Source organism: Ensifer sp. 22521 (assembly GCF_052044795.1).
Lineage (GTDB): Bacteria > Pseudomonadota > Alphaproteobacteria > Rhizobiales > Rhizobiaceae > Ensifer.
Window position 1 is genome coordinate 184,621 of record NZ_JBQENM010000011.1, and the last position, 15,247, is coordinate 199,867.

14 protein-coding genes are annotated in these 15,247 nt (G+C 63.4%); 5 read left to right on the forward strand and 9 right to left on the reverse strand.

Features of this window, described 5'->3' with window-relative positions; all coding sequences use genetic code 11:
- Window positions 1-59: 59 nt before the first annotated feature.
- Both ACTJKE_RS19000 and ACTJKE_RS19005 read right to left on the reverse strand, forming a co-directional pair.
- Window positions 60-659 (reverse strand): TetR/AcrR family transcriptional regulator, encoded by a 600-nt coding sequence (locus tag ACTJKE_RS19000; RefSeq protein ID WP_058329998.1) that lies wholly within the window; start codon window positions 657-659, stop codon window positions 60-62.
- A gap of 208 nt (window positions 660-867) precedes the next feature.
- Window positions 868-1,893 carry an oxidoreductase gene (locus tag ACTJKE_RS19005; RefSeq protein ID WP_058329997.1) on the reverse strand — a complete coding sequence of 342 codons (1,026 nt, stop codon included), beginning with the start codon at window positions 1,891-1,893 and terminating at the stop codon, window positions 868-870.
- A 94-nt stretch (window positions 1,894-1,987) separates the two neighbouring features.
- Here ACTJKE_RS19005 and ACTJKE_RS19010 point away from each other — a divergent pair, with 94 nt between their 5' ends.
- The gene (locus ACTJKE_RS19010; RefSeq protein WP_058329996.1) at window positions 1,988-2,935 is read left to right on the forward strand and encodes an AraC family transcriptional regulator; all 948 of its coding nucleotides are present in this window, start codon (window positions 1,988-1,990) and stop codon (window positions 2,933-2,935) included.
- Between the two features lie 18 nt (window positions 2,936-2,953).
- On the opposite strand, the gene ACTJKE_RS19015 is transcribed toward ACTJKE_RS19010, so the two are convergent.
- Window positions 2,954-4,012 (reverse strand): adenylate/guanylate cyclase domain-containing protein, encoded by a 1,059-nt coding sequence (locus tag ACTJKE_RS19015; protein WP_440692130.1) that lies wholly within the window; start codon window positions 4,010-4,012, stop codon window positions 2,954-2,956.
- A gap of 152 nt (window positions 4,013-4,164) precedes the next feature.
- Between ACTJKE_RS19015 and ACTJKE_RS19020 the strand changes: the two genes are divergently transcribed.
- Window positions 4,165-4,623 (forward strand): SRPBCC family protein, encoded by a 459-nt coding sequence (locus ACTJKE_RS19020; protein WP_057255354.1) that lies wholly within the window; start codon window positions 4,165-4,167, stop codon window positions 4,621-4,623.
- A gap of 17 nt (window positions 4,624-4,640) precedes the next feature.
- On the opposite strand, the gene ACTJKE_RS19025 is transcribed toward ACTJKE_RS19020, so the two are convergent.
- The gene (locus ACTJKE_RS19025) at window positions 4,641-5,102 is read right to left on the reverse strand and encodes an Lrp/AsnC family transcriptional regulator (protein ID WP_440692132.1); all 462 of its coding nucleotides are present in this window, start codon (window positions 5,100-5,102) and stop codon (window positions 4,641-4,643) included.
- Between the two features lie 157 nt (window positions 5,103-5,259).
- On the opposite strand from ACTJKE_RS19025, the gene ACTJKE_RS19030 reads away from it, so the two are divergent.
- Window positions 5,260-6,156 carry a DMT family transporter gene (locus tag ACTJKE_RS19030; protein ID WP_440692099.1) on the forward strand — a complete coding sequence of 299 codons (897 nt, stop codon included), beginning with the start codon at window positions 5,260-5,262 and terminating at the stop codon, window positions 6,154-6,156.
- 41 nt (window positions 6,157-6,197) lie between these two features.
- On the opposite strand, the gene ACTJKE_RS19035 is transcribed toward ACTJKE_RS19030, so the two are convergent.
- Genes ACTJKE_RS19035 through ACTJKE_RS19045 form a run of 3 tightly spaced genes read right to left on the reverse strand, consistent with a single transcriptional unit; the run spans window position 6,198 to window position 10,651 of the window.
- Window positions 6,198-7,349, reverse strand: coding sequence for an efflux RND transporter periplasmic adaptor subunit (locus ACTJKE_RS19035; protein ID WP_440692101.1), 1,152 nt, complete (start codon window positions 7,347-7,349; stop codon window positions 6,198-6,200).
- Window positions 7,350-7,364: 15 nt separating this feature from the next.
- Entirely contained in the window at window positions 7,365-10,508 is a 3,144-nt protein-coding gene (locus ACTJKE_RS19040; protein ID WP_440692103.1) for an efflux RND transporter permease subunit, read from the reverse strand.
- Window positions 10,505-10,651 (reverse strand): hypothetical protein, encoded by a 147-nt coding sequence (locus ACTJKE_RS19045; RefSeq protein ID WP_156437200.1) that lies wholly within the window; start codon window positions 10,649-10,651, stop codon window positions 10,505-10,507. The genes ACTJKE_RS19040 and ACTJKE_RS19045 overlap by 4 nt, the downstream gene beginning before the upstream one ends.
- 303 nt (window positions 10,652-10,954) lie before the next feature.
- Here ACTJKE_RS19045 and ACTJKE_RS19050 point away from each other — a divergent pair, with 303 nt between their 5' ends.
- Entirely contained in the window at window positions 10,955-11,557 is a 603-nt protein-coding gene (locus tag ACTJKE_RS19050) for a TetR/AcrR family transcriptional regulator (RefSeq protein ID WP_058329991.1), read from the forward strand.
- A gap of 11 nt (window positions 11,558-11,568) precedes the next feature.
- On the opposite strand, the gene ACTJKE_RS19055 is transcribed toward ACTJKE_RS19050, so the two are convergent.
- Together ACTJKE_RS19055 and ACTJKE_RS19060 are read right to left on the reverse strand one after the other, a co-directional pair.
- Window positions 11,569-12,891 carry an MFS transporter gene (locus ACTJKE_RS19055; protein WP_058329990.1) on the reverse strand — a complete coding sequence of 441 codons (1,323 nt, stop codon included), beginning with the start codon at window positions 12,889-12,891 and terminating at the stop codon, window positions 11,569-11,571.
- Window positions 12,892-12,945: 54 nt separating this feature from the next.
- On the reverse strand, window positions 12,946-13,221 hold the full coding sequence (locus ACTJKE_RS19060; RefSeq protein WP_057255361.1) for a metal-sensing transcriptional repressor: 276 nt from the start codon (window positions 13,219-13,221) through the stop codon (window positions 12,946-12,948).
- Window positions 13,222-13,658: 437 nt separating this feature from the next.
- Between ACTJKE_RS19060 and ACTJKE_RS19065 the strand changes: the two genes are divergently transcribed.
- Complete coding sequence (locus ACTJKE_RS19065; RefSeq protein ID WP_440692105.1) at window positions 13,659-15,236, forward strand: nickel ABC transporter substrate-binding protein; 1,578 nt, start codon at window positions 13,659-13,661, stop codon at window positions 15,234-15,236.
- The last annotated feature ends 11 nt before the right edge of the window (window positions 15,237-15,247 follow it).

Sequence of the window (15,247 nt, forward strand, 5' to 3'; positions counted from 1 at the left end):
GGTCCGGTCCTTTCCGGCTGGAGGGAAACCCTGAACGTTTCGTGGGGGATCTTTGCCTGCTACTGCAGTGGCGACGCCTGCGACGCCCCTTCGTCGGCAAGCAAGCTCTCGGCCGCCGCCTTCAGGAACCGGTTCGAGAGTTGCTCGTCATCGACTGCGCGCGAAAGCACCAGCGCACCGACCATGGTCGAGAGCGCGACGATCGATTGGTCACGCACTTCCTTGCCTGGTTCGGGTGGAACCACCCCATCGAGAATGTCGAGATGACTGTTGATGCCGGCCTCGAAAGCCTGGCGCAAAGCTGGGCTGCGGCGGGCGGCTTCCGGTGCGAGCGCGGCCAGCGCGCATCCGTCGGCCTTTTCGTGGCGATGCGCATCCGACAGGTAAAAGCGGAGCAGGGCGCGAAGCGGCTTACCGGCCGCCTTAGAGACGACCCTAGCCCAGTTCGCCACGCCGCTCTCCAGCGCCTTGGAAGAAGCCTGAGCGATGAGGTCGTCCTTGGATTCGAATTGCTTGTAGAAACCGCCTTGGGTCAGGCCGGCGCCCTTCATCAGGTCGTTCAGACCGATGCCGTCGAAGCCTCTCTCCCGAAAGAGGCGACTTGCGACGTCGATGACCGTTCGACGGTTTTCCTCCGCCTGTGCGCGGCTTACTCTCATTGTCTGCTCCCATCAGGCACATGCGACAAGGAGAATATATGTCGATCACCATCTATCCGTCAAGTATAGATGGTGATCGAAATCTTAATGGCGGGTTGAGCGGTTGCGACGAAGAGGCTCAGGCGCCCAGAGCATCCTGCTCTCAAGTGGAATCACTTGAGGCGGAAAGATGCTCTAGAATCAGAGTGCTAGAGCGTCCTTTGTGCGTTCAATTGAATGCACGGCGCTCTAGCCGAACGCCCGTCATCGCCTCGCTGATGGCCCAGAGCCGCTCGGCTGCCTCCTGATCGACGGCATAGGCCTCGACGCCAGAGACGCGCGCGGATGTCGTATGGCGCGCGATCGACCAGGGCGTGTCCGGGGGAAGCAGCGGCGCGATATCGGAGTCCAGGCAGAAGACCCCGCCCTTGCCGTCAAGCTGCGGACTGGTCGCGCACCAGACCTGAGTGGCCGCCCCTTGCTCGGGGGTTTTCAGGTCACGCGACGGGTCGAGGATCGGTTCGCCCTTATCGTCCAGCACGCCATGCGCCTCAAGGGCGCCGGCGGGGAGGTGTCGAGCGAGCCCGGTTGCGACGATGCCGCCCGGATGCAGCGAAAAGGCGCGGATGCCATCCTCCTTGCCGCGCGCGTCGAGCGCGGTGGCAAAGAGCACGTTCGCCGTCTTCGACTGGCCATAGGCCAGCCATGGATCGTAGGCGCGGCGCTCGAAATTGATGTCGTCGAACATCACCGGCGAAAATCGGTGGCCGGCCGAAGACACGGAAACGACGCGAGCGCCCCTCGCGCGCTTCAGCGCCGGCCAGAGCCGCGCGACCAGCCGGAAATGGCCGAGGTGGTTGGTGGAGAACTGCAGTTCGTTGCCGCGCGCGTCGCGTTTCAATTCTTCGACGGCCATGATGCCGGCGCTGTTGACGAGGATATGGAGTGGAAGTCCGGAGGCTAGGAAATCATCGGCGAAGGCGTCGATCGAAGCGGGATCGACAAGGTCCATTTTCCGGACTTCGATGCCTGCGGCCACCGCGTCGATGGTCTGGCGCGCGCGGTCGACATCGCGGGCCGGCACGATCACCTTGGCGCCGGCCTGCGCAAAGCTTCGTACGGTCTCGAGGCCGAGGCCGGAATAGCCGCCGGTGACGATGGCGATCTTGTCCTTGAGGTCGATGCCGCGGATAACATCCGCTGTGGTCGAGGCAGCGGTGAAGCCGGAGTTGATGGGCTGTTGCAAAGTGGACATGGTGGGGTCTCCAGTTGATGCCCCCTGGAGATATCCATCATCAACTGAATTATGAATGCTTGATAATCCGTAGTTCTTTCGTCATAGTTCAGAAATGGACCAAGATCCGCTTTCCTCCATCCTGTCGCTGATCGAAGCCCGCGCGGTTTATGCCGGCGGCTTCAGTGCCGGCGGCAATTGGGCAATCCGCTTTCCGCCGCCGGATAAGATCAAGTTCTTCGCCATTGCCCGAGGCGCCTGCCTGCTGGCTGTCGATGGCCTCGGCGATCCGTTGCAGCTTGATTGTGGCGATGTCGTGCTGCTGTCGGCGCCGGCTCCGTTCACGATCGCCAGCGCAGATGGAATTTCTCCCGTTGATGCCTATGAGCTCTATACCGAAGGCAAGCGCATGGCGTCCCTCGGGCAGGGGGACGACTTCCTGTCTATGGGTGGTCATATCGACCTCGGCACCGCAAGCAGCCGCCTGCTCATCGACAATCTGCCACCGGTCATTCACCTGCGCCGCGATGATGCTGGGGTGGACCAGTTGCAATGGCTCATCCGCGAGTTGGTGCAGGAAACCATGGCCGCAGCGCCCGGTGCAGATGCCGCGTGCTCGGGCCTTGCCCATCTGATGTTCCTGCAGATCCTCAGGGGCTATCTGTCACGGGAGCGTGGCGTCGATGTCGGCTGGCTGCGCGCCGCATGCGATCCGAAGCTGGCGCCGGCGCTCTCACTGATGCATGGCGACCCGACACGCAACTGGCATCTGCCGGAACTGGCCCGCGCCGCGGCCATGTCGCGCACTGCCTTTGCCACCTATTTCAAGGCCGTCGCCGGCATTGCTCCGCTCAGCTATCTCGCCGAATGGCGCATGCGGCTGGCGGAGCGAAAGCTGCAGGATGGTGGTCAGTCGGTGGCGATGGTCGCGCAATCCGTCGGCTACGCCTCCGAAGCCGCCTTCAGCACCGCGTTCAAGCGCATCATGGGCCGCTCGCCACGGCAGCGCGCGAACACTGGACGTCAGGTCTCGCCGGATCAGCTGTTGTCGGTCACGCTCTGACCCTTGGCCGGAGTGCCGTCAGGCATCCGGCAGGGTGAAGACGGTGCAGGGCGCTGCGATCCCGCGCAGCGTATGGTCGCCAAGCGGTAGGAGCGGCGTGGACGTCACGCTGGCGACGGCGCCTGAGATCAATACGGACCGGCCAAGCGGCCGACACAGGCCCTCCAAGCGGCTGACGAGGTTCACCGCCGCGCCGATGGCGGTAAAATCGAGCCGGTCGGCTGCGCCGATATTGCCCCAGAGAATGTCGCCGAGATGCAGCGCCACGCCGAAGGAGAGCGGCGGCAGACCCTCGGCCTGCCGTGCCGCATCGAGATGCGCCATGCCGGCGCGGGCGGCGGTCACCGCGCGCAAGGCCGCGTCGCAGGCCTCGGTCGGCGAACCGCTGACCGGAAAAATTGCCAGGACGCCGTCGCCGATGAATTTCAGCACCTCGCCGCCGAAGGCGTGGATCGCGCCGGCCACCCGATCGAACCAGGCGTCGAGGGCCGCAATCACCAAAGCGGGCTCCGTTGTTTCGGACAAACCCGTGAAATTGCGAAGATCGGCGTAGAACAATGCGGCGCGAATGGTCTCGCCGGTGCCGCGGGTCAGCTCCCCGGCTCGGACGCGGGCGGCACTGCGACGGCCGAGATAGGCTTCGAGCAGGGCAGCGAGCGCCGCCCGCTCGGCAAGCGCTGCCAAGGGCGCAGCCGCAAAGCGCGTGACCTGACGAAGCTTTGCGGTCTCGTCCAGGTCGAAAGGGCGGGTTCCAGCCCAGCCGAGCGTCGCTCGGTCCGTTCCCGAACCGGTTGATTGTTCCAACACCGGTCCAAGACCGGTCAGCCAGTCATGTCCTGCACGGCCGGAGGCCGCGCCCGCAAAGCCAAGGCTCTCGATCACGACGCCGGTCTCGGCCCGCCACAACCAGGTGCGGTGGGCGATGATCGGATGCGGCACGGCCAGAGTGAGCGCACCGCCGGCAAGCGGCAGGTCGTCGGCGACAAGCAGGCGCCCAAGCCCGGACAGGAACCGGTCCGGCTCGGGCGAGGCGCTCGCTTCATCCACGAGCCAGGCGAGGGGCGCAGACAAATCCATGGCGAAGAGGATAGCGCCGGGGCCCATTCCGGCAAGGGGCTGGCCTGCAAGGTGGCGCCAAAAGGCGCGCGGGGCTATGATCGCGGCAGCCCGGGTTCCGTGCTTCACCTCTCCTGAACCGGCGGGCAGGCCCAACAGCAAAGGGAAGACCGATGCAAGAAGCCCTCGTCGTCCGCCGCGAAACGCGTATCCAGGCGCCGCCCGCCGCGGTGTTCGCTCTCCTGACCGATCCGGAAAAGATCCTCCGCTGGATGGGAACGGAGGCCGACACCAAGGCGGAGCCCGGCGGTCTCTATCTCGTCAACGTAACCGGAGCGCGTTTCGCCCGTGGGTCTTTTCGTGAGGTGGTGCCGGTGCATCGGCTCGCCTACAGCTTCGGCTGGGAGGGCAGTGACATCGTCCCGCCCGGCTCCAGCCTGATCGAGATCGACCTGATCGAACAGCCGGATGGAACCTTGCTGCGTCTCACCCACACGGGATTGCCCAATTCCGAGCAATGCGCCGGCCATGCGGAAGGCTGGGCGCATTATCTGGAACGGTTGGGGCAAGTCGCGTCCGGGCGCGATCCCGGGCCCGATCCCTGGCTCGGCCGTGACGGCAGCAGCAGCTGACGACCTGTCCTGATTGCTTAGATCGGCAGGAGCGCATCCGGCTTCACGTCCCCGACCGACGCGTAGGTGTGCGTCTCTCTGACGCCGGGAAGCGGCAATATCACCCGTTCGAGAAAGTCCTGGAATAGCGACATGTCGCCAATCCGCGCCTTTACGAGGTAGTCGAAGCCGCCGATCACCATGTGGCATTCGAGAACCTCCGGTGCCTTTGCGATCGCCTCGGAGAACCGCTCGAAGATATGCGGCGCCGTGTGGTCGAGGCGCACCTGAATGAAGACGACGGTGCCCCGGCCGATCTTCTTCGGATCGAGGATTGCTCGCACCGCTTTCACATAACCCTCGCGGAAGAGGCGCTTGACGCGCTGGCTGGTGCCGGTCGGCGAGAGCCCCACCCGGTTCGCCAGTTCAAGCGTCGTGCGCCGGCCGTCTTCCTGCAGCAGCCTCAGCAGGTTGCAATCGATGGTGTCGAGACCTGCGATTTCCTGATTCACGCAAATTGATCCTCGATAGAGTGCATTTCGCTCAGATTTGGCGAAATCAGCATATTTAGCCACGTTCATTCGAGCAATAGCATGCGGCTTCCGCAGTCCGATAACCGTTTCTGGCCGGACCGATCTCGTCGTCATGGAGGCAAACGTGCGTGTTCTGTTGGTCGGGGAAGAGGCCGGAAGCAAGAGGTTAGCGATCCTGGCGGGCGTGGTCTTCGTTGCGATCACCACCATCCAGTTCGTCGCCGCTCGATTCAGCCTGCGCGAACATCTGACCGCCGCCGACATCGTCAGTTTGCGGTTTGCCGGCGCTGCTTTCGCCTTCCTGCCGGTGGTTTGGAAGACCGGGGCTGCAAGGTTGAAGAAGCTCGGCTGGCGGAAGGCTGGTTTGCTGGCCCTGCTGACGGGGCTACCCTATCCGCTGATCATCAATCAGGGGCTCACCCAGGCGCCGGCCGCCCATGCCGCGGCCCTCTCTCCCGCCTTTATCGTCTTCTTTTCGTTCCTGTTCTCGCGCATCGCGTTCAAGGACAGGGTTTCCGACCAACGGGTGATCGGCATTGCCGTCATCATGGCGGGGCTCGCGCTGTTCGTCTTTCACGCAGGCATCGGTTCCGGCGACATCTTGCGCGGCGATCTTCTTTTTGCAGGTTCGGGCATCATGTTCGCGGTTTATGCGGTGCTGGTGAGGCTCTGGTCGGTCGACGCGGTCACGGCGACCATCGCCGTGGTCTTCTTTTCCTGTCTGCCGCTGCCGCTGCTGCACATCCTGGCGCCGAGCGGGCTCGGGGCCGCGTCGCTGGCAGAAATCGCAACGCAGCTGGTGATCCAGGGGTTCCTCGCCGGTGCCGCTGCCGTCGTCCTCTACACCTTCGTGGTGCGCCAGCTTGGGCCGCAGCCGGCTTCGCTGTTCATGCCGTTCATTCCGGTGACCACCGCCTTGGTCGGCATGGTGGCGCTCGGCGAAATACCGGCGCCTCTGCAATTTGCGGCAATCGCGGTCATCACGTTTGGAATGATCTTCCCGATCCTGATGCGAGCGTAGCGATCTTTTGGAAAGGATGCTCCGGGCTTGCCAGAGAACACCTACTTCTGTGCCTGCTCGGCGGGCATCGGCTTGACCGGCGCGCCGGGGAAAATCTTCTGCAGGTTTCCCGCGATCACCTGATCGCCCTCCGAAACGCCTGACGTCAGGCCGATGAGGTCGCCGCTTGTCGGGCCGGGGGTGACGAGCCGCTGCTCGACCGTGTCGCCCTTGCCGACGACATAGATGTATTTGCCGAGCTGGCTCGAGCCGAGCGCCGTTTCCGGCACCATCAGCACATTTGGTTCGTCGCGGACTTTCAGCCGCACGCGGACATATTGGCCGGGTAGCAGGGTCAGATCGGTATTGTCGATCGTCACGCGCGCGATGACCGTTCCGGTATTGCCCTCGACCGTATTGTTGATGAAGCTGAGGTCGCCGCGATAGCGCGGCTCCTCGTCGCCGGGAAGAAGCACTTCGGCCTCCACCTTGCCCTTTGCCCGAGCCTTCTGGATGTCGGCGAGTTCCGTTTCGCTCGGGTTGAACGAGACATAGATCGGCGAAAGCTGTACGAGGTTGTTGAGGGGCGTTCCGGTGGTATTGCTGACGAGCGTTCCCTCAGAAGCCTGGTTGCGGCCAAGCCGGCCGGCGAAGGGCGCTCGAATTTCGGTGTAGTCGAAGTTGATCTCGGCCGTGCGCACCGCTGCTCGCGACATCGCCAGCGCCGCCTCCGCCTGATGCACGGCGCTCTGGCGCTGGTCGAAACTGTCCTTGTCCAGATAGCCCGTGGTCGCGAGTTCGTTGCCGCGCGTGAGGTTGGACCGAAGATAGTCAAGCGATGCCTGGTCGCGCTCGACCTGGGCCTTCGCCTGATCGAGTTCTGCACGATAGTCGCGGGCGTCGATCCGGTAGAGAAGGTCGCCTTCCTTCACATCCGAACCGTCGGGAGCTGCCTGCGATTCGATGTAGCCGGTGACCTTGGCGCGAAGCGTGACGTTGCGGATCGCCTCGGTGCGCGCCGAATAGTCGAGATAGATCGGGATCGTCTTCTTGACCACCGCTGCGACCGGAACGGGCATCGCCTGCTGCGGCGGACCCACCGCCGCGCCGGCGTCGCCGCCTTTCAGCTCAAAGCCGCCGTTCTTGTAGTGATAGGCGGCAGCGAGGGCGGCGATCGCGACCGCTGCGGCAAGGACCAGTCTCGAACCACGCATGTCAGGCTCCAATTCCTATTCCGCCGCCTCCGGCTCGCGGCTCTGGCCGAACGGCTTCGAGGACGTACGCTCGCGCCATTGCTCGATGACCGCGTAGAACACCGGGACGAAGATGAGTGTGAGAATGGTTGCCGCCAACATGCCGCCGAAGACGGTGGTGCCGATCGACTGGCGGCTCGCCGCACCCGCGCCTCTGGCATACATCAGCGGCAGCACACCGAGGATGAAGGCAAAGGCCGTCATCAGGATCGGCCGCAGGCGCAGGCGCGCCGCTTCCGCCGCGGCCGCGACCACGTCGAGACCCTCCTCGCGTCGTCGTCTTGCGAACTCGACGATCAGGATGGCGTTCTTGGCGGCAAGTCCGACCAGCATCACGAAACCGATCTGCGAATAGACGTCGATCTGCAGTCCGCGCAGCCATAGCGCCGAAAGCGCCCCCAAAAGCGCGAGCGGCACCGAAAGCAGCACCATGAACGGCATCGACCAGCTTTCGTACTGGGCGGCCAGGATCAGGAAGCAGAAAACGAGCGCGAGCGCAAAGACGAGCGCGGCGATCGAGCCTGCGCGGATCTCCTGATAGGTGATGCCGGTCCACTCGAATGTGTAGTCCCGCGGCAGCGTCGTGCGGGCGACGCGCTCCATCGCCGCCACCGCCTGGCTCGAGCTGAAGCCGGGCGCTGCCGCGCCGTTGATCAGCGCCGACGGGTAATTGTTGTAGTGGGTGATGGTCTCGGGGCCGACCGTCGGCTTGAAGGTTCCGAGCGTGTTGAGCGGAACCATCTCGCCTTCGGTGTTGCGCACGTAGAGGCGGGAAAGATCCGTCGCCGACGCCCGCGCACCTTGGTCGGCCTGCAGCGTCACGCGGAAGGTGCGGCCGAAGATGTTGAAGTCGTTGACGTAGAGCGAGCCGAAATAGATCTGCAGCGTGCTGAAGATATCCGGCAGGCTCAAGCCCAGCAACTTCGCCTTGTCGCGGTCGAGGTCATAGTCGAATTGCGGGCTCGAGGTGCTGAAGGTGGTGAAGAGCTGGTAGGGATTGATCTCCGGCTGCTTGCGCGCTTCAGCGATCAGCGCCTGGGTCGCGTCGTTCAGTGCCTGGGCGCTGCGCCCGCCGAGATCCTCGACCTGGAATTCGAAGCCGCCGGTCGCGCCAAGCCCCTGGATCGACGGCGGATCGAAGGCAAGCACCAGCGCATCCGGGATCTGCAGCAGTTGCGGCAATACGGCCTCGCGCAGCGCCGACGCGCCCTGTTCGGGGGGACGTTCGTCCCATGGCTTCAAGACGGCGAACTGCACCGCGGAATTCGACTGGGCGGCGAAGGACAGGAAATTGAAGCCGACGACGGAGCCGACGAAATCGACGCCGGCGGTGCCGCGCAGGATCTCCTCCGATCGCCGCGCAACGGCCTCGGTGCGTTCAAGCGAGGCGCCGTCCGGCAGCTGGATGACGACGAAGAAATAGCCCTGGTCCTCGACCGGCAGGAAGGTCGACGGAATGCGCTGCCACAAGGCATAGGTGGACCCGATCGCGACGAGGAAAAGGGCAAACAGCGCCCAGCGCCAGCGCACGAGCCCCGCGACGCTGCGCGCATAACCGTGCGACAACGCATGGAAGCCCGAATTGAACCAGCGGAAGAGGGCGAAGCGCGGCTCGCCGCGATAGCGAAGGAACGCGGCGCTCAAGGCCGGGCTGAGCGTCAGCGAATTGAAGGCGGAAAAGGCGACGGAGATCGCAACCGTCAGGGCGAACTGGTTATAGAGGCTGCCGGCGACGCCCGGAATGAAGGCGACCGGGATGAACACGGCGAGCAGCACGGCTGTCGTGGCAATGATCGGCCCGGTCACCTCCTGCATGGCCTTTTTGGTGGCGGCAAGCGGCGGCAAGCCGGCCTCCAGCTGGCGTTCGACGTTCTCGACGACAACGATCGCGTCGTCGACCACCAGCCCGATGGCAAGCACCATGCCAAGCAGGCTCAGCATGTTGAGCGAGAAGCCGAAGAGATACATGACGACGAGCGTCGCGATCAGCGAGACCGGAATGGCGATCGTCGGAATAATGGTCGTACGCAGGTTCTGCAGGAAGATGAAGACGACGAAAACGACGAGGGCAAGCGCCTCGAGCAGGGTGAAGACCACATCCTTCATCGCCGCCGAGACGAAGCGCGTGGTGTCGTAGAACATGTGGTAGGCGATGCCGGCGGGGAAGCGCTGCGACAGCTCGTCCATTTTCGCCTGCACGCGGCTCTGCAGGTCGAGCGCGTTGGAGCCCGGCGCCTGGAAGACGGCAAGCACGACGCTCTCCTTGCCGTTGAAGGTGACCGATGACGAGTAGAGAAGGGCGCCGAGCTCGATGCGTGCGATGTCGCGCAATCTGGTTGTCGCGCCGGTCGTCTGGTCGGCCCGAAGCACGATGTCACCGAACTGCGAGGGATCGCTCAATCGCCCGAGTGCGTTGATCTGCATCTCGAAGGGCGTGCCTGCTGGCGCCGGCGACTGCCCGATCTTGCCGCCTGCGACCTGGATATTCTGCTCGGCGATGACGTTCTGGACGTCGACGGCGGTGATGCCGAGATTGGCCATGCGATCCGGATCGAGCCAGACGCGCATCGAATAGCGGCGCTCACCGAAAAGCTGCACGTCCCCGACGCCCGGCAGGCGCTTCAGCGGATCAAGGATCTGCAGGTAGGCGTAATTGCTGACCGAGGCGAAATCGACCGAATTGTCCGGCGAATCCAGGCTGACGAGCACGGTGAAATTGGGGATCTGCTTGGCGATGGTGACGCCGGTCTGGTTGACGAGCGCGGGCAGCGAGGAGGCCGCCTGCGACACGCGGTTCTGCACGTCGAGCGCCGCGACGTCGATCGGATAACCCACTTCGAAGGAAATGATGATGCGCGACGAGCCGTCGTTCGAACTCGTCGAGGTCATGTAGAGCATGCCCGGCACGCCGTTGATCTGCTGTTCGAGCGGCGTCGTCACCGTGTCGGCGACCACCTGAGCGCTGGCGCCCGGATAATTGGCGGCAACCACGATCTGCGGCGGCGTCACGTCGGGAAATTGCGAGATCGGCAGCAGGAAATAGCAGATGCCGCCGGCAAGCGTCATAATGATCGCGATGGCCGATGCGAAGATCGGCCGGTGGATGAAGAAGTCGATCATGGCAGGATCGATCCTTTGCGGGCGCCGCTTTCGGGGCGGGCGGCATAGCGGAGCATTTCGAAACCGGGCATGCGCACACTCGCCGCGCGGACCTTCCGGTCAGCGACGTTCTCCTCAGCTTTCGGCCCATCCAGCATGCGCATCGTAAGGCTCCAGCACGAGATCATGATGGGTCGGATCGACCCAAATCACGAGCGTTATCGAATCTTATAAGTCTCTGCGGTGTGCGCTCTGGCTAAAAGACGCCTGACGACCGCGCTCACCGACACTGCGCTAGAAATTTTCTGCGGTTACCGCCGTCTCCGGAAGGCCTTCGCGGCAAGCGGCTACTCCTCTGTGCCGCGCTGGCAAAAATGTTACTGGTCGGTAACAGCGTTGCATGTTATCGACCAATGACAGGGCGTCAAGGGCAACATTTTTCACGCCGACCACGCCGGGCCAATGCGATGACAACGGATTTCTGCAAGCCATCACGTCGTTCGCCGCGCGATCGCATCGTCGAGGCTGCGCGAGACCTCTTTCGCCGGCACGGCATTCGCGGAACCGGCGTCGATGCGATCGCCGATGCCGCCGACAGCAACAAGATGACGCTCTACCGCCATTTCAATTCGAAGGATGAGCTGATCGTCGAATGCCTGCGGCGTGCGGGAATGGAGATGGACGGCTTCTGGCAAGAGCTGGAAGACGCGTACCCGGGCGACGGGCTAGGGCAGCTCAGGGCGTGGGTTCGGCGGATCGCCGACCATCTCGGTGACGACAAGTGCCAATGCGAAATGATGAGCGCCGCCGTGCAACTGACCGACGAGGATCATCCCGGGCGGTCGGTGATCCGCATGTTCAAGGATGCGCAACGCGACCGCGTCGTGGAACTCTGCCGCAGGGCCGGCGTCGCGGATGCGGAACTGCTTTGCGACACGTTGCTGCTGTTGATCGAGGGCGCGCGCGCCGCTCAGCAAAGCAGCGGTGCCGAAGGGCCGAGCGCCCGTTTTGCGGAGATCGCCGACGCGGCGATCCTGTCCTTTGCCGGCAGCGGTGACGCTTTCAAGTAGCCGTCGTTTGCCTATCGCTCGGCCGGCCAGTCTGGGTGATGGCTGTCGATCACAAACACATGGGTGTGCCGGTGACCGCTGCCGACGCGCGTGGCACCTGCAAGATGAGGGTGGCCGTCGGCAAGCTCGTGATGAACGTGCTCGATTTCGTCCGGATCCTGCGCCGGCCAGAGCCGGGCCGCCGCGACGATGGCGCCTGCAGCGATGAGGCCAAGCGCTGCAAAGGTTGGCGTGAGCCCGGCCGTCGCACCGAGCCAGCCGGCAAGCGGATAGGTGATCAGCCAGCAGGCATGCGAAAGGGCAAACTGCGCGGCAAAGAGCGCGGGCCTGTCTTCCGGTTGCGCCGAGCGGCGCAGCAGCCGGCCGGATGGTGTCTGTGCCAGCGAATAGCCGAGACCGATGGCGAGCCACAGCGGCAGCAGCGAAACGAAACTTGGGACAAGAGCGCCGATGAACAGGCCGGCGGTGAGGACCGCTGCACCCGAAAACATGGCGACGCGATCCGGTGTCCTGTCGAGCAGGCGGGGCAACAGCAGCGCCGCGATCATCGAGCCGCCGCCAAAGGCAGCGAGCGCGATGGCTGTGTCAGTCTGAGTGAGCCCGAATTTGGCCTGGACCAAGACCACCGTGTTGACGATGACCATCGATCCGGCAGCCGAGACCGCGAGGTTGAGCGCGAGCAGTCCCCTGAGCCGCGGCGTTGCCAGATAGATGCGCAAGCCCCGCGTCGTCCGGTCGTAGATGCCGCGCCGTTCCGTCGCCTTCGGACTTGGAAGCGCGACCGAGACGACGAGTGCAGCGGAGGCGAGGAAGCCAATGACCGTGCCGGCAAACAGGTTGTGGAAATTGACGACGGTGAGCAGCGCTGCGGCGAGCATCGGGCTTGCGACGCTCTCGAGGTCATAGGCAAGCCGCGAGAGCGACAGGGCGCGTGTGTATTCCCTTTCATCCGGCAGCACATCCGGAATCGTTGCCTGGAAGGTGGGGGTAAAGGCGGCCGACGCCGACTGCAGCACGAAGATCAGCACATAGACCTGCCAGATCTCGGTCACGAACGGCAGGAAGAGTGCGACGGCGGCGCGCACCAGATCGAGGCAGACGAGCATCGCGCGACGCGGAAGCCGCTCCGCAAAGGCGGCGGCGATCGGCGCCACGCCGACATAGGCGATCATCTTGATCGCGAGTGCCGTGCCCAGGACGACGCCCGCCTCGGCGCCTGCCAGATCATAGGCGAGAAGCCCGAGCGCAACGGTCGCAAGACCGGTTCCGACCAGCGCGATCACCTGCGCAAGGAACAGATGGCGGTACGTGCGGTTTGCGAGGATCTGCAGCATGATGTTTGGGCTCGCTCGTTCGGTGGCGGTTGCAGTCGGGGCGGGCGTGGTCGTTCAGAGATACTTTGTGATCGCCTTGAACTCGTCGATGGAGTGGCGCTGATCACGCGGAAGCGCACCGATCGTGTCTTCCAGGCAATGGTCCAGATGATCCTGGATCAGGGTTCGTTTCGCCTGGCTGATCGCCTTCTCCACCGCGTGGAGCTGCTGGGCGATGTCGAGGCAGGGGCGGCCGCCCTCGATCATGGCAATGACGCTCTTCAGGTGCCCTTCGGCGCGCTTTAGTCGCTTGACGATCTCGGAGTGGGTATCGTGTCTGTGTTCGCTCATGCTCGTAACCTATCCCCCTGGAGGGGATGTATCAAGGGATGCTTGCGGAGATAGCGCTGCCCCTCAGGCGCGGGTATCGCCTTGGCGCTATTCAACTCGCGCGAACGCAACGACAAGTGAAGTAGCTGTCTTCATATTGCATACAATTTGAATCCGGCAATCTTCGGAGATTTCAAGCGGAGAAGGCCACTTTGGCTGATCAATTCCCGCCGCCGCATCCACCCTTTGATCAGATGAGCCGAGAAGCGGGAGATTTCTTGCCAGCTTCGATGCGCCAGGACCTGGTGGCTTTTCACTCAAGGTTCAAAATGCCTACAATCTAAAATACGATATTGACGCAAGATTGCATACATGAGACAGTTCTTTTGTCTATACAAAACGGTGTGGAGGCCGCTTGTATCGACGGCGCGAGGAGCGCCCACAAGGAGGAGAAATTCATGTCAATGAAGAGACGTACGTTCCTGCAAGGGGCGGCCGGCGCTATCGGCTTGGCCATCGCACAGGGTGCCTTGTCGAAAATCGCCTATGCGCAGGGTGCAGCCGGCACGCTTCGGGTCGCCATCGCCAAGCCTGCCGGCAATCTCGATCCGCAGAGCCACTATGCGATCTGGGCGATCCAGGATCTGATGTTCGAACCGCTCGTGAAATACGGCAAGGGCGGCCAGATCGAACCGTGCCTGGCGACCGACTGGAAGATCGAGGACGGTGGAAAAACACTGCATCTGACGTTGCGCCAGGGCGTCACGTTTCAGGACGGCACCAAGTTCGATGCTGCCTCGTGCAAATGGAATCTCGAGCGCTGGATGGGGCTCGACCAGTTCAGCTGGATGAATTGCTCAAAACACTTCCAGTCGCTTGAGGTGGTCGACGACTACCACGTCACCCTGCATTTCAAGGAGCCGGTTCTCGCGCTGATGCAGGAGCTTTCCTACACCCGGCCGACGCGCTTTCTTTCGCCCAAATCGGTTGGCGGTGATGGCAAGTTCAAGGAGCCTGTGGGCACCGGGCCGTGGCGTCAGATCAGCGCCGACGATACGCAGAGCGTCTTCGAGCATCACGAAGGTTACTGGGGCGAGTTGCCATCCTATGAACGCCTTGAAGCCAAGGTCGTCCCCGATGCACGGTCGCGGGTTGCAGCGCTGCGTGCCGGCGAGCTTGACCTGATCGGCGGCTTCTGGATCGCGCCGCTCACTCCGGAAGAAGGCAAGCAGCTCGAGGCGGCCGGCTTCAATGTCGTCGTCGATCCGGGCAATGTCACGCTGGTGATGGCCTATAATCCGGACCGCGCCGAGGCGCTCAAGGATCCGGCGGTGCGAAGGGCCGTCAGCATCGGCATCGATCGCGCGGCGATCTCCAAGGTGCTCTACCACGGCTACGCCAAGCCCGCCGGCAATATGTTCTCCAGCGCTTTGCCCTATGCTGGAACGCAGAGTGATGCACCGGTTCGCGATGCGGCGGCCGCCTCGGCCCTGCTCGAAAAGGCCGGCTGGACGGGAAGCCCCATAAGGTCCAAGGACGGCAAGCCGCTGACGCTCGAACTGGTCGTCAGCCCGGACGCCGTGCCGGGATCGCGCGTCATTGCCGAAGTCATCCAGTCCGAGATGAAGGAGATCGGCATCGACCTGGTGATCCGTTCGGTCGATCATGCCTCCAAGCACACCGACATGCTGGAGCAGAAGTATGACCTCGGCTTCTTCCTGACCTACGGCGCGCCATACGATCCATTCGGCTCGATCGTGGGGCTGTGCCTGTCGACCTTCCACAATGACGTCGAGGGCAAGCTGGTCACCGATCCGGTTAATCTGGATCCATTGATCAACGCGGCGATGGCGGCAACGGGGGACCAGATTCAGCCGACTATCCAGAAGGTCTACGACTGGCTCAGGGACAACGACGCGATTGCGCCGCTGGTCTACGTGCCGAGCATCTGGGCGCTTTCCAAGCGGGTCCACGGCTTTTCGAGCCCGGTCACCGAATACGACATGCCCTACGAAAACGTTCTGCTGGCCGAGTAAGAGGAGGGTAC